The sequence below is a fragment of the Bacteroidota bacterium genome (assembly GCA_019637975.1).
Taxonomy (GTDB): Bacteria; Bacteroidota; Ignavibacteria; order UBA10030; family UBA6906; genus CAADGV01.
In genome coordinates this window covers 39363-63309 of the sequence record JAHBUR010000021.1, presented here as the reverse complement: position 1 = coordinate 63309, position 23947 = coordinate 39363, and the positions used below count along the sequence as shown (strand labels likewise).

Annotated in this window: 21 protein-coding genes; all 21 read left to right on the top strand. The window is 51.0% G+C overall.

All coding sequences use genetic code 11. The annotated features are described in order from the left end of the window. Window positions 1-18: 18 nt before the first annotated feature. Window positions 19-432: an SLBB domain-containing protein gene (locus KF749_12420; GenBank protein ID MBX2991953.1), complete on the top strand. Its 414-nt coding sequence runs from the start codon at window positions 19-21 to the stop codon at window positions 430-432. A gap of 392 nt (window positions 433-824) precedes the next feature. Beyond that, the gene (locus tag KF749_12415; protein MBX2991952.1) at window positions 825-2348 is read left to right on the top strand and encodes a hypothetical protein; all 1524 of its coding nucleotides are present in this window, start codon (window positions 825-827) and stop codon (window positions 2346-2348) included. Beyond that, window positions 2336-3742 (top strand): O-antigen ligase family protein, encoded by a 1407-nt coding sequence (locus KF749_12410; protein ID MBX2991951.1) that lies wholly within the window; start codon window positions 2336-2338, stop codon window positions 3740-3742. The genes KF749_12415 and KF749_12410 overlap by 13 nt, the downstream gene beginning before the upstream one ends. Then, on the top strand, window positions 3739-4947 hold the full coding sequence (locus KF749_12405; protein MBX2991950.1) for a glycosyltransferase family 4 protein: 1209 nt from the start codon (window positions 3739-3741) through the stop codon (window positions 4945-4947). The genes KF749_12410 and KF749_12405 overlap by 4 nt, the downstream gene beginning before the upstream one ends. Further along, on the top strand, window positions 4944-6134 hold the full coding sequence (locus KF749_12400; protein ID MBX2991949.1) for a glycosyltransferase family 4 protein: 1191 nt from the start codon (window positions 4944-4946) through the stop codon (window positions 6132-6134). The genes KF749_12405 and KF749_12400 overlap by 4 nt, the downstream gene beginning before the upstream one ends. A gap of 3 nt (window positions 6135-6137) precedes the next feature. Continuing rightward, window positions 6138-7379 (top strand): glycosyltransferase, encoded by a 1242-nt coding sequence (locus KF749_12395; GenBank protein ID MBX2991948.1) that lies wholly within the window; start codon window positions 6138-6140, stop codon window positions 7377-7379. Further along, window positions 7379-9250, top strand: coding sequence for an asparagine synthase (glutamine-hydrolyzing) (asnB, locus tag KF749_12390; protein ID MBX2991947.1), 1872 nt, complete (start codon window positions 7379-7381; stop codon window positions 9248-9250). Before KF749_12395 ends, asnB begins: the two co-directional genes overlap by 1 nt. Next, the gene (locus KF749_12385; protein ID MBX2991946.1) at window positions 9247-10419 is read left to right on the top strand and encodes a glycosyltransferase family 4 protein; all 1173 of its coding nucleotides are present in this window, start codon (window positions 9247-9249) and stop codon (window positions 10417-10419) included. Before asnB ends, KF749_12385 begins: the two co-directional genes overlap by 4 nt. Then, complete coding sequence (locus KF749_12380) at window positions 10416-11456, top strand: peptidoglycan bridge formation glycyltransferase FemA/FemB family protein (GenBank protein MBX2991945.1); 1041 nt, start codon at window positions 10416-10418, stop codon at window positions 11454-11456. The genes KF749_12385 and KF749_12380 overlap by 4 nt, the downstream gene beginning before the upstream one ends. After that, the gene (locus tag KF749_12375; GenBank protein ID MBX2991944.1) at window positions 11457-12602 is read left to right on the top strand and encodes a hypothetical protein; all 1146 of its coding nucleotides are present in this window, start codon (window positions 11457-11459) and stop codon (window positions 12600-12602) included. A 41-nt stretch (window positions 12603-12643) separates the two neighbouring features. Next, the gene (locus KF749_12370) at window positions 12644-13747 is read left to right on the top strand and encodes a DegT/DnrJ/EryC1/StrS family aminotransferase (protein ID MBX2991943.1); all 1104 of its coding nucleotides are present in this window, start codon (window positions 12644-12646) and stop codon (window positions 13745-13747) included. A gap of 338 nt (window positions 13748-14085) precedes the next feature. After that, complete coding sequence (locus tag KF749_12365; GenBank protein MBX2991942.1) at window positions 14086-15555, top strand: sugar transferase; 1470 nt, start codon at window positions 14086-14088, stop codon at window positions 15553-15555. 19 nt (window positions 15556-15574) lie between these two features. Next, entirely contained in the window at window positions 15575-16630 is a 1056-nt protein-coding gene (locus tag KF749_12360) for a Gfo/Idh/MocA family oxidoreductase (GenBank protein MBX2991941.1), read from the top strand. Between the two features lie 5 nt (window positions 16631-16635). Continuing rightward, the gene (locus tag KF749_12355) at window positions 16636-17112 is read left to right on the top strand and encodes an N-acetyltransferase (GenBank protein MBX2991940.1); all 477 of its coding nucleotides are present in this window, start codon (window positions 16636-16638) and stop codon (window positions 17110-17112) included. A gap of 131 nt (window positions 17113-17243) precedes the next feature. Then, a complete protein-coding gene (locus KF749_12350) occupies window positions 17244-17507 on the top strand; it encodes a hypothetical protein (GenBank protein MBX2991939.1) in 264 nt (87 codons plus the stop codon). Window positions 17508-17563: 56 nt separating this feature from the next. Continuing rightward, window positions 17564-18040 carry a hypothetical protein gene (locus tag KF749_12345; protein MBX2991938.1) on the top strand — a complete coding sequence of 159 codons (477 nt, stop codon included), beginning with the start codon at window positions 17564-17566 and terminating at the stop codon, window positions 18038-18040. 218 nt (window positions 18041-18258) lie between these two features. Further along, window positions 18259-18732: a dTDP-4-dehydrorhamnose 3,5-epimerase family protein gene (locus tag KF749_12340; GenBank protein MBX2991937.1), complete on the top strand. Its 474-nt coding sequence runs from the start codon at window positions 18259-18261 to the stop codon at window positions 18730-18732. Further along, complete coding sequence (gene rfbB / locus KF749_12335; GenBank protein MBX2991936.1) at window positions 18732-19754, top strand: dTDP-glucose 4,6-dehydratase; 1023 nt, start codon at window positions 18732-18734, stop codon at window positions 19752-19754. The genes KF749_12340 and rfbB overlap by 1 nt, the downstream gene beginning before the upstream one ends. Next, window positions 19751-21427 carry an SLBB domain-containing protein gene (locus tag KF749_12330; GenBank protein MBX2991935.1) on the top strand — a complete coding sequence of 559 codons (1677 nt, stop codon included), beginning with the start codon at window positions 19751-19753 and terminating at the stop codon, window positions 21425-21427. Before rfbB ends, KF749_12330 begins: the two co-directional genes overlap by 4 nt. A gap of 5 nt (window positions 21428-21432) precedes the next feature. Continuing rightward, on the top strand, window positions 21433-22662 hold the full coding sequence (locus tag KF749_12325; protein ID MBX2991934.1) for a hypothetical protein: 1230 nt from the start codon (window positions 21433-21435) through the stop codon (window positions 22660-22662). A gap of 10 nt (window positions 22663-22672) precedes the next feature. Then, window positions 22673-23947: an oligosaccharide repeat unit polymerase gene (locus KF749_12320; protein MBX2991933.1), complete on the top strand. Its 1275-nt coding sequence runs from the start codon at window positions 22673-22675 to the stop codon at window positions 23945-23947.

Here is a 23947-nt window from a genome sequence, read left to right as displayed (position 1 = left end):
AGCGGATTCTCCTCCGGATTGCCAAACGCACAAGCGGGAGCGTACTATAACGTTGCCAAGCCGGGTGAAATGACAATGCAGGTAAATGTCTGGGGCTTTGTGCAGCATCCCGGACGATATGAAGTTGGCAACACAATTGACCTGGTTCAATTACTTTCGTTTGCCGGCGGCCCGACTCAGGATGCTGATATGGAAGATGTCCGCATTACGCGGATCAGCCGGCGCGATGGGCTCATCTCGACAAGGGAAATTCGCATCAACTTGAAGCGTCTCGACCGGCTTGACGAGGCAAAAATCCTGTTGCAGCCGGGCGATACAATTTTTATAGACCATACATCGTGGGTAACGTGGCGCGATGTTGTGAGTGTTGTTACCACTGCGGCTATAGTTACGGCAGCGGTTGCACAAGTGTTGAACTATACCGGCAAGTGAACCAGACAGTTTGCCTGTGAGATCGTTTCCTTGTGACGGCGGAGCTTGGATACCGCCGTTCCCCCCGTGTCGGATCTCGCTTCCAAATCGTATTTCCCAAAGATCCCCAATGGCGTTGTGGGTGTGTAGCATGCGGGTTTCGGAGAGTGTGCGGGCTTGTCACTCATGTGTGATTACAAGAACGGATGAGCTTTTCACTGTTGCTCGTTCAATGTACTGGTAAGATGGTATCGAATTGCAATAACGAATCCGAAGATGTATCTTCTATCCGGTGTTTGTTTTCATGGGTTGTTTGCCGTGCCCTGTTGCAATTCGATGCACACCGCGAGGCCCGCACACTTCAGGGGAAACCATGAAACAGAATCACCGTTTTCCACTTTAATGCGGGCCGAATGATTTCCAGCTCTCCAACAACTTCATCGTCGCAACGCGAAGAAATCCTCGCGCGCACGTTTAGTGGCGCAAAGTGGATGCTGTATCTCTCTGCATCAGCACTGGTCGCCGGCTTCTTCACCAACGTCGTACTCGGACGGATGGGAGCCGAGGTTCTCGGCTTCTATAGCCTGTTGATGTTGATTGTGAGTATGGTGCAGACTTTTTTCGTCTTCGGTGCGTCGAACGTTTTCGTCAACTATCTCCCGGCTCTTACAGCCGGGCAGAAACCGAAGTTTGTTCTGACATATGCACTTATCGTGTATGCTGTCGGGCTGAGCTTTCTCGCAATCTGCCTTCTGTTTCCTTCCGTGCTGCAACTGGTCTTTCGGAGTGAATTGGATATTTCCACCGGCATGTATCTGACAGTACTTGTGCCGATTCTGCTTGCACAAGTGCTGATTTGGGCGATTCTGCAATCCGAGATGGAGGTCACGATACTCGCGTTTTCCCAGAATGCTGTTTCATGGTTCTATCTCGTGAATATCGGGTTGATGGCGGGACTTGGATTTGTCACGGCAACATCAGGTGCCGGTTCATACGATTACATCTTTGCAGCCGTTGTGCTATCGAACGTTCTGGCGCTCGCCATTGCCGTTCGCTATCTGCGGAAAGAGAATATCAAGGTTCACGGCGTGTCGCACAGTTGGTTTTTACCAGCGGGGTTCTGGAAATTTACGCTGTCCGTTTACATAGGCACGTTATTCAATTTCATCATTCTGAATGCGGCCCCCGTTTTCATTCTTCGCGAGTTGGGGTTGAGGGAACTCGGATATTTCCGCGCCGCTGCGGTGTTTGCGGCGTTTGTGGCCTGGATTCCTTCGGTATTCGACAAATCATTCTACCCTTCTTTCTGCAATCTCGTCAGCAAAAGTCTTCCAACAGATGAGGCCTACACCCGCTTCTCACGTCTGAATGCAATGAGTAGCGGATTTGTTGCGTTGGTAATTATTTTGTTCACGAGGGAACTGCTTGGTCTTTTTGGCAAAGAGTTCAGTGACGGCGCCTTTTTTCTGTTGATCATGCTGTCGGCGGGATATGTCATTTCCACGCCTTTCATTATGGTGAATTTTGCTTTGGTGACAGCGCATCTGAAAACCCCGTACACGATGGCTGCGTACGCCTTCGGCGCAGCGTGCGGGGTCGCTCTTTTCAGCACACTCGTTCCACGCTTCGGGCTTGAGGGTATAGCGCTCTCGTTTATTGCGTTACAGGTGATTCTCTTCGGATCAAGTTGGGTTTTGACGAAGTACGTCACGCATTCACCATTTCCGGGCCGTGCCTATCTGATTGTGCTTTGCGTCGTCTGCGTCGGATTTGTCGGGGCATACTATTTTGGAACCGTCTCTTTCGCCCACGTGCTGATCAAACTCGGGTTGGTTGCCCTTCTGTGCGCCGGATTCATTGCGGCACGAATTGTCACCAGGAGCGAGATTAAGGAAGTGCTCGCGGTTGTGATTCCACGAAACCCATGGGCAGGATAGCCGCGAGCATGCAATCCTACCGGACACATATCATGATTCTTGTTATCACGCTGCTGAGCGCGGGTTTGTACTTCTATCGGTTGCTTGATCTGAATATGGACGTACTCGCCGTGGTGTGTATGGCCTCTGTTTGTGTCGCCGCAATGAAAGACATCCGGCTTCTGTTTATCGGTTGGTTTCTATTTGCCCCGTACTTTGTTCCCCTGGCATCGGCGGATTCGTCAAACATCGCGAGCAATTTCTCCCACAACTACTTCATCCCGGTGATGACGGTAGTGATGCTGTTCTACTACTTCAAAAAGGGAAAACAGTTGATATGGGGGAAGGAAGACGTTGTCATTCTGATATTCATCGGGTATGCTATTGTCTCTTCCCTCTACGCCACGAAAGGGCGGTACGATGACCTCCGCAACATCTATCTCATCTATCTGTTGCCCTATTGTCTGTATCTGATTGCGAAGAATGTTGACGTCGACTCCAATTTGTTCAAGATGCTGGCATTTGCATCGCTGTTTCACCTGTTGCAGGTTGTTCTGCTCAGTATGTATGAGATTCAAAGCGGCACTACATTGTACCCGCCGAATCCCAAGGTTGATTGGGTGGACGTGGGCTCGATGCGAAGAATCAGCGGATCTCTCGGTACGCCGATCGTTCTTGGAGTGTTTCTCCAGGTGTTGTTTGGCTTCATCTATCTTGCTTTTCGGTACGGTCTTGTTTCGAAGCTTGTCTTCCGCTCGAGTATACCGTTTCTGATTCTGTTGAATCTCCTGACCTTTACACGTTCGGTGTGGCTCGGCGCGATTGTGATGTTCATCTACCTCATGTACAAAACGAGTGAGGATGTCGGGGCAAAGTTGCTGCGGGTTGCGGGCTTTGTTGCAATGTCGGTTGTGATTGTTGGCGTGCTTGTGGCAGTATCTCCCGACGTTCAGAAGCGGATTTCAGGGGAAGAAAATGCAAACTTCCGCATTGTGATGGCACAGGCCAGCCTGCACATGATTGCCGACAGCCCGGTTGTCGGGTGGGGAATGGGAACATTCGATGATTTTTCAGACCGCTACTTGTTCGACGCACGGGGTGTGTACATCGTCAAGGATACCTCGCACGTTACCGTGTTGACGATTCTCGCGGAACTCGGCATTCTCGGAACAATTCCGTATCTGCTGTTTATCTACTTCAACTTGAGTCCCAAGGGCATCCGGTTCAGGGAATTGCCTGCCGAAGATCGCTTGATTGTTGCTGTCATCGTCGGAACGCTGATTTCGTTCGGCGTCAACGCCTTTCTGATCGACATGAGATTCTATTCTCTTGCCTATTCTTGGCTCTTTGTCAGTCTGGGACTCATCTTCAACATCTACCGTGAGAATCGCTTGTTGAAGGAACAGGAAGTATGAAGCCGCTGCGCATACTGCTTGTTTCCGATTTCCCGTACATGGGAAATGTTCGCGGCGGGGTGGAATCTGCGGCGCAAATTCTTGCATCAGCACTGTCGGATTCGGAACTCGTCGAGGCGGTATGCGTGGTCAATTTTCGAATGGACAGATGGAAGGACGAGATTGTGAGGTTGAACGACAAGTTAGTTGTTCACTACCTTGCCGGGCAACGACATCTCGCCTTGCCAACACGATCAATCGTTGATATGCGGAAGGCAAAAAGAATTGCCAAGGTATTTCGACCGGACATTGTTCACGGACAAGGGACAGACACTCATGGCGATGTCGCGACCCGACTCGGCTACCCGAGCGCCATTACCATTCACGGTGTTGGGAGCTTTGAGGCGGAACTTCGAGAAAAGGGAAATCCGGTTGTCGGACCGTTGCGCGTCCGACTCACGAAACAATTGATCAACCGTGTCATCCGGAATGCCGGCGTGGTGATTTCCATTTCGGCGTTCGACCGGGAGTTTTGTTCCGGAAAGAGGGAAGGGCCGATAGCGACCATACCGAATGCAATTCGTTCGGAGTTTTTTGATGTGCCTCCGCCGCTTACCGACTCAAAACGCATTCTGTTCTCCGGTCTGATCATTGAACGAAAGAATGTTGCGGGGATTGTTCGTGCATTCCGCCTTGTAAAACAGGGTGTACCCGATGCTATTCTCGACATAGCCGGTCCGGCGCCGGATACAAAGTATTACGAAGAGGTCATGCGCTCCGTCGATCCGGCTTTGCGGAACGACATTGTTTTTCACGGCAGTCTGACGGCCTCGGAACTTTCCGGACTAATGAGCAGAGCCGCGCTAGCAGTTCTTTTCTCGGTGTATGAGAATCTCCCTGTTGCCATTGCGGAGGCGTTTGCCGCCGGCAGACCGGTTGTTGCCTCTCGTGTCGGTTCTGTTGGTGAAATGGTGGAGAACGGCGTCAGCGGATTTCTGGTGGAATCGGAAGACGAACGGGAATTTGCCAATCGCGTCGTCATGCTTTTGAACGATCCGCAACTGCGGATGAATATGGGAGTACATGCCCGGGATGTAGCATTGAAAAAATGGAACGCCCGGAATGTTGCCGGGAAAACCGTCAGGGCATACAGACTCGTTTTGTCCGGGAGGCATGGGGATGCCGAGCCCGTTGTGGAACAAATTCCGGCAGGGGTTGAAACGTGATTCAGGTTCTTGAGAGTTCATGTACAACGATGATGAAATCGGGCCAGGTTCGGCGGCCAAGAGTTGCCATTCTCACCAACTATCCCTACGACGGCAAAACGTTTACGGGGGGCGTTGAAACGGCGACGGCGGGGTTGTTTGAAGGATTGCAGTCGTACGTTGAGGAATTCGATTTCCACATTTTCACGCTGTGCCGTGAGATTTCCCGGCATACGGTTGAGGCGCGTAACGGCATGACGTATCACTTTCTTGCAATTCCAAACCGGTGGTTTACGCGTCCGCATGTGCTGCCGAACATCCTGAATGCCCGTTTCGAATTGAAGAAATTACAACCGGATATTGTGCATTGCCAGGACAATATGGCTCTTGCAGTCGCTTCGATTACCTCACATCAGAGTCGTAAGGTGTTTACGGTTCATGGCATCAAATCTGTTGAATCGCGTGTCTGGGAGGGACCCGAATACTGGAGCCATCAAATGGATGCGCTTCTGGAGAAATGGATACGGAAGCGATTCGACGAGGTTATTGCGATTTCCCCGTATGTGGATCGGTTCCTGCCCGCCGGTGTGAAGAAGCATCACATTACGAATCCTGTACGAACGAAGTTTTTCGAATCGCCGCAGAGCGGCGTCCAGTTGCAGCGTATGCTGTTTGTCGGAGCATTGACACGACTCAAGCGCCCGCTCGATGCAATAAAGGCTCACGAGATTGTCATCCGGGACTTTCCCGACGCTACGCTCTCTCTTGTCGGCGAAACCCAGGACAAAGAATACGAACGCGAGATCCGGCGATACATTCGTGATGCGCATATCACAGGTGTGGAGTTCCTCGGCGTGCGTACGCAAGAAGACGTTGCCGCTTTAATGCGCGAGTCGGCAATGCTTGTCTTGACGTCGGTACAAGAGAATACGCCGATGGTCGTTGCGGAATCAATGGCAAGCGGACTTCCTGTAATTGCGTCGAAGGTGGGGGGAATTCCCGACATGATAAACAACGGGACGGACGGCCTTCTTTTCGAATGTGGAGATGTGCATTCTTTGGCACGATTGATGACTGACGTCTTGCGATCCGGAGATCTGCGGAACTCACTGTCACGTAATGGCAGGGCAAAAGCCCTCGCCACATATTCATCCGAAGCAGTTGCCGCAGCGACTGTAAGTGTTTACCGAACAATGATGAGGGAATAACGTATGGACGGCTCGGGACAGCCGGTTGTTGTTCACGGCATCCGTGGATACCTTGCGCCGACGGAGACGTTCGTCGGCAATCAGATTGCTACGCTTCAAACGTTCAGGCCGGTGGTTCTGTGCCATCACCGCAGCGACAACAGGGAATTCGACATTTCTCCCATGTATGTGATCGATGAGAACGAAAAAGGGATTCGAAAAGCGGTCGGCGAAATAGCCTACTCTGGGCTGCGCAAACTTACTCATCACGAAGTGGTTGCGGCGACGGAGTGGATTGCCGGTTTCAAACCGGCTCTCTTTCACTTCCACTTCGGTGTGGATGCGGCCTTCTTTGCACGAATCTACAAGAGAGCAGGCATCCCTGCCGTGGTGTCTCTTTACGGGTATGATATCTCGGCTTTTCCGAAGATGTACGGCGGTCTCGGTCGTCAGTATCTGAAGCGAACATTCAATACGATGGATTGCTTCCTCGCGATGTCGGAAGATATGAAGCGTGATGCAATTGTACAGGGAGTCCCCGAGGAGAAGATCGTCGTACACTACCACGGCATCAATGTAACACGATTCCTCTTTGAGCAAAGAACATATAATCGCAAACCAACATTCAACATCCTCTGTGTCGGAAGTCTTGAGGCGAAGAAGGGGCAGCATTACCTTATTCGTTCATTTTCGGAACTGAGAAAGCAAAGGCCGGATATTGATGCCCGCCTGACGCTTGTTGGCAGGGGCCCGATGCTGGATGAATGTACGCGTATAGTGCATGCATCAGGCGTGCGGGATCGTGTGCATTTCGCAGGATATGTTCCGCATCTCGATCCGAAATTGTTGGAGTACTACAGAAATGCTGATGTATTTGTGCACTTCAGCACGAAGCAGGCCTGCGGCGACAAGGAGGGAATTCCCGGAACTATTGTCGAAGCAATGGCATCCGGACTGCCTGTTGTGACAACACAACATGCGGGCATTCCCGAAGTCATTCATGACTGGGTTCACGGAATTCTGCTCAATGAAAAGGATGTAGCGGGAATAACCCGTTCACTTCTTGCATTGTACGACGATGAGGAAATGCGGAGAAAGCTCGGCCGGGAAGCATCGTGTCGTGCGTCGCGTGAACTTGATGTGCAGGCAAAGACCCGGAACCTTGAACGAATCTATGAGAACGTTGTCGCAGCTGCCCGGTCGCGCAAGAGTGAAAAACAATTGTCACGAACTGCATTTCCAATTAGACAAAGTGTCAGACGCTAATGTGCGGTATTGCCGGCATATTCTCCTTCAAATCCCGTGAGCCCGTGAACCGCGGCTTGGTTGAGAGGATGACGATGAGTCTGAGCCATCGGGGTCCTGACGGGGAAGGGTTCTATTTTTCCAGCGATCAAACGCTTGGCCTCGGGCATCGACGTCTCGCCATTATCGACCTTGCCACCGGCGACCAGCCGATGTGCAACGAAGACGGCACAGTGTGGATCACATTTAACGGTGAAATCTACAACTACCGGGAGTTGCGCGGGCAGTTGAAGGCCCGCGGCCACAGGTTCAAAACAGCGAGTGATACCGAGGTTATCATTCACGCGTACGAAGAATGGGGGAACGCCTGCGCAACAAAATTCAACGGCATCTTTGCTTTTGCAATTTGGGATGAGAAAAAACGTTCGCTCTATCTGGCGCGTGACCACTACGGAGTGAAGCCGTTGTATTACTGCGAGAATGGCAAAACGCTCAGTTTTGCGTCTGAGATGAAGGCCATTCTGTGCGACAAGAACATCCCGCGTGCGTTGGATTACGACGCCCTCCATTTTTGTCTTACGTTCCGACACACCCCGTCGCCGTGGACGTTGTTCAAGAGCATCAGGAAACTCCCCCCTTCATCCTATTTGGTGGTTGATGCTGATGGAGTGCATGTGTCCTGCTATTGGAATCAGGCTCCGGTGATTGACCGGCACAAGAAGGAAGATGACTGGGTCGAGGAGCTTGTTGAAGCATACCCGGAAGCTGTTCACAGGCAAATGGTCAGCGATACGCCCATTGGCCTTTCCCTGAGCGGCGGCGTTGATTCCAACACCCTGTTGGCATTGATGAGTCAGCATCAGCATCATGTACACACGTTCACTATCGGCTTTGAGGGATCGGCAGATCGTGATGATGAAGTTAGTGTTGCCGGTGAAGCAGCCCGCGAATACGATGCAGACTTTGCAAGCCGCCGCGTGAGCGAGACGGATTATGTGGCATTCATGAATTCGTATCTGTGGCACCTTGAGGAGCCAATCGGCAATGAATCGGCCGCCGCGTATTACTTTGTCGCCAAACTTGCTCGCGAGAAAGTGAAGGTATTGCTCAGCGGTCAGGGTGCCGATGAACCTTTTGCCGGCTATGGTCGACACCTTGCTGCCCAGTATCTACCCTATTTGCGTTGGCTTCCATCAGGATTCGTAGGGGCGATTGGTGGCCTGATCAGGCCATTCTTCCGGCATGAATCTCCGGGACGGTTGATAGATCGGCTCTCACAGGCAGATGAGATTCATCAATTCCTGAGTACATACAGCATCACAACACGGGATATGCGGACCCGACTTTTCAACCCCGATTTTGTTGTGCAAAGCAATCCGTACGTTTTATCGGATTACGTCCGCTCACAACTTGCTCGTGCACCGTTGGGATCGCCGTTGGAGAAAATGGCGTATATCGATGCCCGTACATCATTGAGCGATAATCTCCTCTTGTGCGGCGACAAGATGGCGATGGCTGCCGGTGTGGAAATGCGCGTTCCCTTCCTGGATCTCGAAGTGATGAGAGTGGCCGAACGAATCCCCGGCGATTTCAAAGTTCGTGATTTTAAGAACAAGGTCGTTCACAAGAAAGCGTGTGAACGGTGGTTGCCGCAACATATTGTCCACCGCCGAAAAGTCGGGTTTAACGAAGCAATGGGAGTATGGATGGGACAACACCTTGACACGTTGCTGACGGACCTGACCTCAAGTCCCGACTCCGTGACGCGGACAATGCTCAATCCGGAGTATGTGGGACAACTGCAGCAAGAACACAACAGCGGGAAGTACGATCATCACAGGATTCTCTTTCTGCTGCTTTCTGTTGAAGCGTGGCGGAAGGTGTTCGTATGAAACGTCCGCTTCGCATAGCCATGGTGGCATATGCTCATTACTTCACCGATGCGCGCATCAAGAACTACGTCGATGCGCTGCTTGACGACGGAGCAACGGTTGATGTATTCGCTCTCGGCAGAAAAGCCGGAACGGAAGGAACGGGCAGGCTGACGGTGTACAATCTTGCAACCAAGTATCAAGGTTCAAGTCCCCTCCGGTATCTTGCACGGCAAATGCTCTTTCTCTGCTTGGCAGGATGGAAGTTGTTGGCACATTCGCTGCACGGCCGGTATGACGTTATTCATGTTCACAACATGCCCGATATTCTCTCGTTGGCGGCGCTGCCGTTGAGGATTGCCGGCACTAAAGTCATCCTCGACGTTCACGACACGATGCCGGAAGCCTACGCAACAAAGTTTGATTATTCGCTTGATAGTCTGCCCGTGAAAATCCTTGTCGGTGAAGAACTGCTTTCCGCCGCCTGTTCCGACAAGGTGATTACCACAAACAGAATGCACAAGGAAGTGCTTTCGGGTCACGGCATCCCCGAAGAGAAAATAGACCTTATCTACAATGTCGGGAACGGGAAGCTCTTCACGCCGCGTCTGCAATCCCCGAATGGGGCGCATCTCTGGCTCGGGTATCACGGAACAATCGCGAAACGGCTCGGCATTTTTCTGATTGTTGATGCCCTTGGCAAAGTAAAAGACGACTGCCCCAATGTGCGGTTTCTCTGCGTTGGGGAGGGAGACGATTTGCAGGAAATGCAAGAACGGGCGGCCGGGAAGGGCGTTTCCGGCATGATTGAATGGCAACCCTTTGTCGATGTCGAGATGCTGCCGGCGATACTTCAACGAGTTCACGTCGGGATCATTGGAAATCGTCGTGATACCGAAGACAAGAAGAATTATATGCTGCCTGTAAAAATGCTTGAGTACGCCGCGATGGAAATCCCGACGATCGTCCCGCGTCTCAAGATTTTGGAGCGCTATTTTGACGAGTCATCGGCTTTCTTCTACGAGCCGGATGATGCGGATGCGCTTGCACACGTCATCCGATCCATCTACCAAAACAGAAATCTCATTGCATCACGCATTGACGGATTACGGGCCTTCAACGCGGTATACAACTGGGACATCATGGCTCGGCGATATTTGAACATCGTTCGTGAATTGATCGGACAATGAGCGGCAATATCTCCATACTCGATCCCTGTACATCAGATGAGTGGCTGACATTCATCAACACGCATCCTGATGCCGGAATCTTCCATCATCCCGCGTGGATGAATATGCTGCGCGACAACTACGGTTACCGGGTTTTTGCAGTCTGCTTGAAAGACGGGCAAACCCTTGCCGCGGGAATACCGTTTGCCGATGTCCGCAGCGTCATAACGGGGAGGCGTTGGGTTTCTCTCCCGTTTTCTGATCATTGTCAGCCCCTGCTTCCGCGAGGAAATCCGGAAGCTATCGATACATTGCTGGGATATTTGAAACGACAACAAGGCAAAGAGATTCCCAAGATCGAAATCCGTTGGGGAGCAGGGCATACGGACTCGGTGTTTCAGCAAGATGGCTTTGTGGTTCATTCACTCGAACTGGCGGACAGGGATGACGATATGCTGTTCAAGTCATTCAACCAGCAGGCGCAACGATCAATCCGCAAAGCCGAGAAGGCAGGAGTAACAGTAAAGGAATGTACAACCTTCGGGGAGTTTGAATTGTTCTATCGGCTCCTTGTTCTGACGCGCAAGCGCCTTGGCGTACCTGCCCAACCTAAGGCCTTTTTCAAAGGCGTCTGGGACCACATCATTGGCGGGGGATTAGGTTTTGCTTTGATTGCATTTGACGAAACAACGCCCATCGGCGGCGGGGTATTCTTCATGTTCAACAGGACCATGTTCTACAAATACGGGGCATCCGACTTGAGCCATAAGGCACTCCAGCCCAACTACGCGTTCATGTGGAACGCAATCAAGAGAGCCCGTGCGGAAGGCTGCACCAAATTCGATTTCGGACGATCGGACAAAAATAACGAAGGATTGCGAAGATTCAAGTCGGGTTGGTCTTCTGAAGAAACAAATCTTGCCTACACAATTCTTGCCGACAAGCCTCCGCGAAACGGACCATCGAGAATTGATGCAATTGCAGGAGCTGTTATCCGTAACTCGCCTGCATTCGTGTGCAGGGTAACAGGTGAACTATTGTACAAGCACTTTGCGTGAATGATGACCAAACCGATTCACAGCGAGCCCGGTCCCCGAAACTTCTCTCATGGGGGAAACGGATTTGCCGCCGAGTATTATTTGAAGGAGCGCTACAAACAGACCCGCAACAAAGGCGGAATGCTCAAGCTCTACTATGCGCTACGGTCGTTCATACCGCGACGGCTGCAACTTGCGTTAAGGCGTCTGTATGCAAAAAAGCAAGCGCAGGTTGCATTTCCGCGTTGGCCTATAGAACCGATTCTTGTTGAGAGAGCCGAGCAGGAAATGAGAGCCGACATCGAAAGAAGCCCTGCACAAAAGATTCCGATCATCAATTTCTGGCCGGGAACGTATCGTGCAGCCGTGATTCTCACGCATGATGTTGAGTGGGATGTCGGCGTGCGCAACATCCCGCGTGTACGAGAACTTGAGCGACAATACGGGGTTGTCTCGTCATGGAACTTCGTTGCTGAACGCTATCCGTTTGACAAGAGAATATTCAATGATCTGAGGGGGGAAGGATGTGAGATTGGCTTGCACGGAATATATCATGACGGAAAGAAGTTTTCCTCTCGCGCAATTTTTGAGGAACGTCTACCGAAGATCAATGCGTACCTGAAAGAGTGGAGCGCTGCCGGTTTCCGTTCGCCGGCCACGCATCGCAATCCGGATTGGATACCGGAAATTGCTGCCGAGTACGACTCGTCGTTTCCCGATACCGATCCGTTCGAGCCGCAATCGGGGGGATGCTGTTCCATTTTCCCGTTCTTTCTTGACAGTATCGTCGAACTGCCTATCACGCTTGTTCAGGATCATACGCTTATTGAAATTCTCCGGGAATCCGACATCACCTTATGGAAAGACAAGGCTGAGTGGATTATCAGCAATCGCGGACTGGTGAACATCATCATCCACCCCGATTATATGCTTTCGGACGAAAATCTCCGGTACTACGAGGAGTTTCTCCGGTTCATCACATCAAAAGAGAACTTGTGGTTTGCATTGCCGAAAGATGTTGCACAATGGTGGCGGAATCGTTCGCACTCAAACGTCATTCTTACGAATCCGAATCAGCCGGTCATCGATGGCCCTGCATGCGATCGGGGCATCATTGTATGGGCGTCATTGGGCAAAACGGGAGTAGAGTACACAACCAATCCGTGAAGGATCAACACATCAAATATCACTATCAATCAGAGCATTCTATGAAAGTACCATTTGTCGATTTACACGCACAATACCAGTCTTTGAAACACGAAATGCTTCCCGCTGTTGAAAGAATCATGGAAACCTCGCAGTTCATTCTCGGCAAGGCTGTGGAGGACTTCGAAAAGCAATTCGCGGCAGCACACGGCATGAAGCACTGCATCGGAGTCGGGACCGGAACGGACGCTCTCCACGTTGTACTTTGGGCGCTGAACGTCGGGCCGGGTGATGAAGTGATCACCGTTTCTCATACCTTCATTGCCACGGCGGAGGCAATCTCGCTTACCGGGGCGAAGCCGGTCTTCATTGACATCGATCCGAAAACATACACCATGAATCCCGCTTTGCTTGAAAAGGCAATCACACCGAAGACGAAGGCGATTATTCCCGTCCATCTGTACGGCCAGCCTGCCGCTATGACCGACATTATGGAGATTGCCAAACGGCACGGAATACCGGTTGTCGAAGACGCATGTCAGGCGCATCTCGCACAATATGACGGGAAGTTCGTCGGGCAGTTCGGTGTCGCCGCCGCATTTTCATTCTACCCCGGAAAAAACCTTGGTGCGTACGGCGAGGGTGGCGGCGTCACCACAAACGACGATGCGCTTGCAAAGAAAATCAGAATGCTGCGCGACCATGGTTCGGAGAAGAAATATCATCATGCGGTGTGGGGACACAATTACCGGCTCGACGGAATTCAAGGGGCGGTGCTGGGAGTGAAGCTGCCCCGCTTGAATGAGTGGACTGAGGCGCGCCGAAAACATGCTGCGCACTACACGCGCTTGCTCAAAGGGTTGGGCGATTTGGTTTTGCCGGAAGAAAGCAGCCGCGCAAAGCACGTCTATCATTTGTTTGTCGTTCAGACCCGGCACAGGGAAGCGCTCCAGGCACATCTCACCTCACGCGAGGTTCTTACCGGTCTGCACTATCCTCTTCCGCTCCATTTGCAGGATGCCTACAAAAACCTTGGTTACACGCGCGGCGATTTTCCCGTAACGGAACAAGTGGCAGAAAGGGGGATTTCACTGCCGATGTTTGCAGAATTGACCGATGAACAAGTTGCATACGTTGCCTCGTCAATAGGAGATTTTTTTGACTAACAAACGTTGGAAAGGATGTTTGCACAGGGGTTACGGGGAAGCATCGCGCGCGCTCGTAACCCCTCTCAGTATAGTTTGTGAGATGAACTGCCGTGCGTGCAGACGCACGGACAACTCTGTGTGGGTTCTCACAGGAATGGCAAGGAAAAAGGAGTATTATGCAACAGCCTGAGTTTGTTACAGTGTGCGTAAGTGCAGGCCGGCACAGTCTCCTGATCAAACCCCCTCAGAATTCCCCCAGACGATTCATCCACCTGTCAACTCCGTCCGATTCTTTCGGCTCTTCGGACGAACATACTTTCCTGCACCGGACACTATAACAAGGAGGCGAACAGCCTATGCCAAGCGCAAAGAAATATCCCTTGTACAAATACATTCTCGCGACTGTTGACACATCAACCATTGCCGCGGCATATATTATAGCACTGGTTTTGGAACAACGCTGGCTGATTGACCATAACCATCTGCACATTCTGAACGCCCTCTATGCGGTCGAGGCAGCCTACATCGTGGCGATAGCCACGCTGTGTGTGTTCATCTTTCACTATCTCGGTTTGTACCAGATTCATGTGTTTGTAACAATGGCAGGCCATCTCTCGCAGATCGTAAAGGGCCTCGCTGTGTTGGTGGGGAGCATTGCTGTGATCTCCTTCTTCACCAAAGCAGAGTTCATTGCTGACAGCCGATTGCTCATTTTGTACTTCGCGTGTACAGCACTCGCACTGTTCATTGTCGTCCGTATTATCGCTTTCCGGCAGGCGTACTTGTTTCTTTCACGCAACAAAATCCTTCAGCGGAAGGTCTTGATAGTTGGCGCAGGCGAAAACGGACGAAATGTTGCTGTAAACCTCTTTCTGCACGACTATGTCGGACTTCGTGTTGTTGGATTCCTCGATGATCACGTTGAAGTAGGGACTCCCGTTTTCAATGCGGCAAGGGTTGTTGGCCGTACAGGCGATTTAGCGGAATGTGTAAAGCGACTTGAAGCGGAGGAGATTCTGATATGCCTTGAGCAGATCGATCATGGACAGTTGATAGATCTAATGGAAAAGACGCTGCCCCTGAAGGTTTTTGTGAAGATTTCCTCGCCCCTGTATGACATTGTTCCCTTGCGGCGCGCAATTGAGCATTATGGTACCGTTCCCGTTCTTGGCGTGTTCCAGTTCGGAATGTCCGAGAGGAAGGAGTTGTACAAACGCGGTTTCGACATGTTCGTTTCCATACTCACATTGATTCTGTTGTCACCAATGTTCGCGGCTGTTGCATTGCTGATCAAACTCAATTCCAAGGGCCCGGTTTTTTATCGTCAGGTACGGGTCGGCAAAAACGGCAAGCTCTTCAACCTCTACAAGTTTCGCTCGATGACCGCGAACTCGGGTGACGATGAAGAACGGAAGAAGCAAATGGCTGCATTCATCAGAACGAAGAGGAATGGGCAACCGAGCCACCAATCATCGGCGAAAATTGTCAATGAGGAGCGGGTAACGGTTGTCGGCAAATGGCTCCGCAAGCTGAGCATTGATGAATTTCCCCAATTGATTAATGTGCTTCAAGGGGAAATGAGTATCGTCGGCCCACGGCCGTGCCTGCCATACGAGTTGGAGCAGTTTGAAGAATGGCACAAACGCCGGTTGAGTGTTCTGCCGGGCCTGACGGGAATGTGGCAGGTTGTGGGGCGCAGTGTTGTTAGCTTTGACGATATGGTTGTTCTTGACTTGCACTATATCCAGAATGCATCATTAGTTCTTGATCTGAGAGTCATGCTGAAGACGATTCCTGTCATGCTTTTCGGAACAGGGGCAAAATAGTTTTCTAAAGGAACAGAATATGAAAATAGCGGTCGTCGGTTTGGGTTACTGGGGCCCGAATTTGGTCAGAAACTTCCTCAGTATTGACGGGATTGATGGTGTTGTTGCTTGTGACACCTTGCCGAGGCGTTTGGAGAACATACGCAAGAAGTTTCCGACTGTAGAAACAACATCGTCGTTCGACGATGTTGTGTGGCGCGATGACATTGAGGGGGTTGTCGTATCAACGCCCGTTTCCACCCATTACCCGCTCGGTATGAGAGTGCTGAAGGCAGGCAAGCATCTTCTTCTCGAAAAACCAATGGCATCGACAACGACGGAGGCGGAAGAGCTATTGGACTTGGCTTATGCGAAGATGCTGACACTTATGGTTGACCATACATTCGTGTACACGAGCGCCGTCCAGAAGATGAAAGAACTCATTAACAAGGGGGATATCGGCGACGTTCTCTATTTCGACTCGGTGCGCGTGAACCTCGGGCTGTTCCAGCACGATACCAACGTTATCTGGGACCTTGCACCGCACGACATCTCTATTATGGACTACCTCATAGACGGCAAACCGGTTGCTGTTTCCTGCGTAGGCGTCAATCATTTCAGCGAGTATGAAGATGTTGCCTACGTTACAGTCCATTTCGCTGAAAAGCTCATGGCGCAATTCCATGTCAATTGGCTTTCACCGGTAAAGGTGCGCAAGATCCTGCTTGGCGGAACAAAACTCATGGTAGTGTACGACGACATGGAAGCGAGCGAGAAAATAAAAGTGTACGACAAGGGTGTTGATATGAAAGGAGAAGACGCCGTGTACAAAAAACTCGTGCAGTACCGCACCGGAAATATGTATTCACCCAACATTGATACTGGCGAGGCGCTTGCACGAATGGCTGCGGAATTCGTTGATTGTATCAATACGGGCAAGCCCTCCATTTCCGATGGCCAGGCCGGCGTGAACGTGGTGAAAGTGCTCGAAGCAGCGAACATTTCCATCAAGGCGGGAGGGCGTCGGGTTGATCTCTCCTATCTTTCGAAATCGAACAATCGTTCTCTTATCTCAATACCAACATTCTCCAATTGAACCGCATGAACACGCTATTTCAGAGTATTGCCCCCGACGTAAAACTTGGCAAAGGAGTCCGCATCTTCAATTTCGTCAATATGTACGGCTGTGAAGTCGACGACAATACGAAGGTAGGCGCTTTCGTCGAAATCCAGAAAGGTGTCAAGATCGGGAAGAACTGTAAAATTTCCTCGCACACATTTATTTGCGAAGGGGTGACGATTGAGGATAATGTGTTTGTCGGGCACAACGTTTCGTTCATCAACGACAAGATGCCTCGCGCAACAACCGCCGATGGCTCGATGCAGACGGAGGCGGATTGGCATGTGGTTCCGACGATTGTGAAAAAGGGTGCCTCAATCGGTACAAGCACAACGATCCTGTGCGGTGTGACAATAGGCGAGAACGCCATAGTTGGCGCAGGCAGCGTTGTCACGAAAGATGTTCCGCCCGATACGATTGTTGCCGGTGTTCCCGCCCGGGTTCGCAGAACGATCTGATTCCTTTTTCGCCACCCACATCAACAGGGGGCCGGGTTGCCTGCATGTTTCGGCAATCACGGCACCCTGTTTTTTTTATATGGAATGAGTATATTGTGCAAGAAACAATCTCCCAAACAGCAACGTCAATTATGACAACAAAAGCTCCTTCAACCGTAAAACCTGCACCGGAAGACGTACTCGAGCGGATCGCCTACGCGTCGGTAGCGTCCATTCCCACCGTCGAGCCGCACGACCAGGATCGTCTCGGCTACAGCGTGTGGCGATTTTTGAAAGAACGTCAGGACTCGCTTGAACAATCCGTTCACAATGCAGGGGCACGTCTCCTGATACCCGAAAAGGAAGCATTGCAGAAGATTCAGGCAAACCTCAAGCAAAACGGCATCGATGTGTAGTCGCCCGCGCCGGTGTGTTCTGTGAAAATCATGGCTGGATGATGTCAGAAGATGTAGTGAGTTTGATCGACCCCGAACCTCCCGATCGTTACCGGTTCGACTATAAAGGAATGCACCGGTACCTGATTACCTTGCCGGTGTACGCGTCCAAGAAGGTCTTCACGCAACAGCATATCGTCGTCGGCGTACTGAATTACCTTAGCGATTCGGCCATGAAAAACCACTTCGACGTGTATGCCTATTGTCTCTTGCCCGATCAACTGGTCATGATTGTGAGAGGGAAGGACGAGCATGCCGATATGAAAGCGTTCTTGAGGGAGTTCAGATCGTCGTCAACTGATGCGCTCAAGGCAGAACTTGGTCATCCTGTATGGAAGAAGAAATACTTCGAGCGTGTGTTGCGCAAGAAGGAAGATACGAAGCTTATCGCAGGCACCATTTTTCATATGCCCGTCAAGGCAGGGTTGGCGAAAACCGCTGAAGAGTATCCGTTTCAGGGCTCTTTTGTTGTAATTCCTGACCGGCGGCAGTAGTACGTTTCGTTGCCTTTTTGGGCCGGAATGCTTACCTTTTGTTCACAATTTGTCGTGTTTTTTGCCTCGAAAGGAAGTCAACTCACCGCATTTGCTACCAGAGAAGTCTTAGTTGTGTTGTTGTCCCTCCTGCATTTCTTGAGAATGCCGAGTGCTTCTTGTTCAGCGTCCGTGCTCGCGCAAGCGTGACTGATTCTTCATTTAATCGTCAGAGATGTATGTTCAAAACCGGAAAAATCGAAGGTGTTCGTGTTACGAATCTCGTCAAGTTCGTTGATGAACGGGGATGGCTTGTTGAAACATTCCGACAGGATGAACTTGAGGAACTGTTCTTTCCCGTCATGGGGTACATTTCCATGACGAATGCCGGGGTTGCCCGCGGCCCGCACGAGCATGTTGATCAGGCCGATCATTTTGCGTTCCTCGGGCCATCTAACTTCAAAGTATATTTGTGGGACAACAGGAAATCCTCGCCAACGTACATGGTCAGGCAGATTGTGTATGCCGGCGAAGACGCGCCAAAGTCCGTTATCATTCCGGCGGGCATTGTTCATGCCTACAAGAATGTCGGCGGGAAGCAAGGCATGGTCGTAAACTCTCCGAATCGGTTGTTTGCCGGATCCGGAAAAACAGGCCCTGTCGATGAAGTCCGGCATGAAGACGATCCCAATTCAATGTTCAAGCTCGATTAATGAAACGTGTTCTAGTTACCGGCGGTGCCGGATTCATCGGCAGTAATTTCATCCGCTATTTTCTTGCCCGTAATCCTGACGTTGACGTCATCAACTTTGATAAACTGACGTACGCCGGCAATCTCGAGAACCTTGCGGATGTTGAAAGCAACACGCGCTATCATTTTGTCAAGGGCGACATATGCGAACGAAGCGAAGTTGAATCAGTGTTCAAGAAATTCGGCTTTGACTCTGTTGTTCACTTTGCCGCCGAGTCGCATGTCGACCGGAGTATTCTGGGTTCATCCGTCTTTGTGCAGACCAATGTTGCAGGAACACATGTCGTGCTCGATGTTGCAAAGGAGTGCGGCATTCGGCGGTTCCTTCATGTTTCCACGGACGAAGTGTACGGTTCGCTCGGTTCAACGGGGAAATTCACCGAAGAAACACCGCTCCACCCCAACAGTCCGTATTCGGCAAGCAAGGCGGGTTCGGATTTGCTGGCGCTTGCATATCATCACACGCACGGGGTTCCCGTGATTGTCACCCGATGCTCGAACAACTACGGGCCGTACCAGTTCCCCGAAAAACTCATTCCCCTCATGATCATCAATGCCTTGAATGACAAACCTCTGCCTGTGTATGGAGACGGTTTGAATGTGAGAGATTGGCTTCACGTGGTTGATCATTGTGGTGCAATCGAGGCGGTATTGCAGTCGGGAAAGCCCGGCGAAGTGTACAACATCGGCGGCAACAATGAATGGAAGAACATTGACATTGTGAAGTTGATATTGCAGAAGGTCGGAAAGCCGGAGTCGCTCATTCGGTTCGTGAAAGATCGTCCCGGCCACGACCGGCGTTATGCGATCGATGCCGCAAAAATCAAGAACGAAATCGGATGGACTCCGTCGTACACATTTGAACGGGGGATAGAGGAGACCGTTCAGTGGTATTTGAACAATCGAAATTGGTGGAGCAGGGTCATGACAGGAGAATATCAGGAATACTATCAGAAGCAGTACGATGAGGTGGCAAAATCATGAACGGTGCGTGTACAAAGTTTTTTGTGATTGCAGTGATGCTTGTGTTGAGCTGTCCGGTCCACGGCCAGGTCTCGTCGGGCATTTCTCTGCCGGATTTGTTGAAGATGCGCCCTGAAATTGCATCAGATGCAAAAGATGCCGGCGGCAAACAAGTCCCGATGGATGCGCCGGTGGATCCTGCCGAGTACTTTGTCGGACCCGGCGACCTGCTGGCACTCAATATCTGGTCGAGCATGCCCGTTGCTCATCAATTGACAGTCACACCCGAAGGAACCCTCCTGATTCCGAACGTCGGCGTTGTTGATGTGAAGGAACAAACGCTTGAAACCGTAAAGAAGAGCGTGTCTGCACTGGTCGTACGTAAATACCCGTCGGCAGAAGTAACATTGTCGCTTGTTTCGGCGCGCAGAATTGTTGTGCAGGTGACCGGCGATGTGTTCTTCGAAGGGAAGCACGAAATCAGTTCACTGCAACGGGTCGACAATCTCATCGATATCGCCAACGACCCGCCCCGAACGGTTACCGATGCCGGCGTGTTTCGCGAGGCCATGTATATCCGGAGAAGTTCTTCTGTGCGCAACATCATCATTCAGCGAAAGAATGGAAGACGGTTGCGCGCCGATCTTATCAAGTACAGGGCAACGGGCGATAATATACACAATCCCTATCTGCGGGAAGGAGATCAGGTGTTCGTGCCTGCACGCAGAGATATTGCGATAGGTGTTACGGGTGGAGTTCGTCAGCCGGGTAATTTCGAATTTGTATCCGGCGACAGTCTTTCCGATCTCATTTCGATGGGATTCGGATTCCGTCGCGAGGCCGACTCGACGAACGGTATTCTGACCCGTCTCTCCCCCGATGCAATTGCGATGGAAAAAGTCTTCGTAAATCCCGCAGCCATTGTATCAGGCCGGGAGGCGAATATAGCGCTCAGACCCGGCGACAGGCTTGTGATCAAGAATATTCCCGACCCGCGAAAAGCCTATATCGTCGACATACAGGGCGAAATTGCCTATCCGGGTCAGTACCCGCTGACGGAGAACTCGACAAAACTCTCGGAGGTGATACGGGCGGCCGGTGGTTTTTCGTCGGAGGCTAATATCAAAGGGGCGACGTTGACGCGGTCCCGCATTTCTCCGCAAAGCTCGGCAGAGGAGATCGCGATGGAGCAGCTTCTCAGTTCGCGCAGCAATCTCGGCGTCCAGGATACATCGTACTATTTTACAGAGACTGCGCTTCGTCTCAAGGGTGAACTGGTGTCGGTGGATTTCCACAAGTTGTTTGTGTCAGGCGATTCGACGCAGGATGTTACACTGAGAAACCACGATAGGATTTTCGTTCCCAAAAGAACCAAAACCGTTTATGTGTTCGGGCAAGTCCTTTCACCCGGTCATGCTGAATACATCGAAGGAGCAGACTACCGTTACTATATCCGGAAAGCCGATGGTTACGCGAAGGATGCGCGGGAAGGTGACGTGAAAATCATCAAAGGCAGCACGCGTGTGTGGCTTGACCCCGATGAGACCACCATCGAAGATGGCGACTACATCTGGGTGCCCAAAGAGCGTACGTACCCGTTCGCCTACCACTTGAATGTGTGGGCGCAGGTTGCGGGGATTGTCGGAACGGCCGCAACCGTGGCGCTGTTGATTCATAATCTTTCAAGAAACTGAGCGACATGGCAGAGAACCCATCACAACACGAGACACCTGCATCCACGATTATCGAGTTTCTTACGATAGTCACGAAGTACCGGAAGTTCATCTCGCGGTTTGTCCTGTCTGTGACCGTCATAACGACGGTAGTGACGTTGCTTATGCCGAAGTGGTACAAGTCCACCTCCTCCGTGTTTCCTGCAGAAAAGGCGGATTTGTTCGGATTGGAGGGGATTTCCTCGTTGGCGAAGAATCTTTCTCCTGCCCGAGCTCTTCTCGGGTCGAACCCCGAAGCCGATCGCTACATGGCCATTTTGAAGAGCGGGACAGTTCTGAGCGCTGTGATAGAAAAATTCAAACTCGACAGTGTGTACGACATCACGAATTATAGGATGGAGAAAACCACGAAGGAACTTCTCGGTAACACCGAGTTTTCCGTTGAGCCGGAAGGGAACATCACGATCACTGTATATGACAAGGATCCCCAGCGGGCAGCCGACATGGCGAATTACTTCGTGGAGTTGTTGAACCGGACGAATACAGTTCTCCAATCCGAGAATGCCAGGGGGAACAGGAAGTTTATCGAAGAGCGCTACAACAAGAATCTTGTGGACCTTGCCGCTGCGGAGGATTCGCTTCGCATGTTTCAGAAGCGGTACGGCATCATCGCCATGCCGGAACAGACAGAGGCATCCATCAAAGCAGCAGCGGAGATCACGGCACAACTTGCGTTGAAGGAAGTTCAGGTGGGCGTTCTTCGCCGCACGCAATCGAAGGACAACCCGGTTGTTGTAGCGGGACAGATTGAAATTGATGAACTAAGGAACAAACTGGCACAGATGAGTTCGTCGGGAGTTGGCGTTGGACCGGACATGAAAGTATTTGTCCCGTTCAGCAAAGTCCCCGATTTGGGAATGGAGTACCTGCGCCGGTATCGTGATGTGGAGATTCAGTACAAGATTCTCCAGTTCATCACGCCACTGTACGAGCAGGCGAAAGTAGAGGAACGGCGCCAAACCCCATCGGTGATTGTGTTGGATACAGCGGGACCGGCGGAAAGGAAATCGAAGCCGAAGGCGAGTTTGTGGGGGTTGATAGCGCTGGTATCGTCAGCATTGGTTTCCGTTTTGGTGGTGTTTCTGATGGAGTTGAACAACCGCTTACGGAATCATTACGGTACATCTTATAATGGCACGATCCGGCTATTAGTGCATGACTGGTTTGGCTTACGGTTTTGGCGGAACAGAGCATGAATTACATGTCATGAGTTGGGTATCGGTAGTATGTTTTGCAGTCTGTGCTGGTATCCTCGTTTCGTTTCTTAAGCGCGGGAGCGACATCCTGTCTCCCGGGAGATTGTTTGGTTTCATTTGGTGCCTTTCAATTGGCCTTACTGAACTCAAGTTTAGCGCATTACAGCACGAATGGAGAATCGAAGGCTGGGTTTTGCTGCTTACGGGGGTTGGTGCATTCCTTATAGGAATTTTTGGTGCTTTTGTTTTGAATCTCGACAAGCGCCTCGTGCCGATTTCCGAGATGCGCCAATCCCTGCGGAGGGAGAAAGTTCGGGAGCGCTTATTGTTCTTGTTGATCTGTATTGCTGTTGCCGCGTATGCAATTTCGTACTTGGTGATATTCCTTGCAAAGGGTTGGCTTCCCATTTTTGTTGTAGGGACAAAGACCTCTCGGGTTGAGTTCAACGTAATCGGTTTTACAGTGCTGCTCTATTCTGCCGGTTTCATCGTATTCTTCACGCTGCTTTATACTCTCCTTGTACCAGACCAAAAGCGCAGAAAAGCAGTCTTGATTGTGCTTTCTGTGCTTACCATGGGATCGTATTTCCTTCTGCTTCAGCGATTTCAGGTTATCATGGCAGCAGTTATGTGCCTGACGTTTCTATATTATGCCACTCACCATATTAGAGTTCGCACCGTTGTGCCGTTACTTATGGCCGTCACCGGATTCTTCTACTGGATTATGTCGCTCAGGCTCGGTAGTCTTGTTGCAAGCTACACATATTGGGTCTCGAAGATGACAATCCCCATCGATTTTGCGTTCATTACAGAGCCGTACATGTATATTGTAACCAATATGGAGAACTTCGCACGATCGGTGCATCTCCTCGATCATCACACGTTTGGCTATTTCACTTTTGATTTCATCGTCTCGATAACGGGCTTGGAAGGATGGTCTGCTCAGTATTTCAATATTGATAGAACACCATACATCACTAGCTATTATAATACATATACAGCATTTTGGCCATTCTACCGAGACTTTGGAGTTATCGGCCTCGCTGTCGTTCCTTTGATATTGGGTTTTGTTAGTGGAACACTGTACTACAAAATGCGGATCGCACCGTCCATCAAGAGCGTTACCGCGTACAGTGTCATGGTGTTCGTAATGCTCATTTCGTTTTTCGTTTTTCCGATCTCCTTTCTATGGTTTCAGTATAACCTGCTCGCAATGTATTGGATCCTGCGGTTAACCATGGTGCCATCGATGGGAACACCATCTACCACAAGTGTGGGGAGTTGA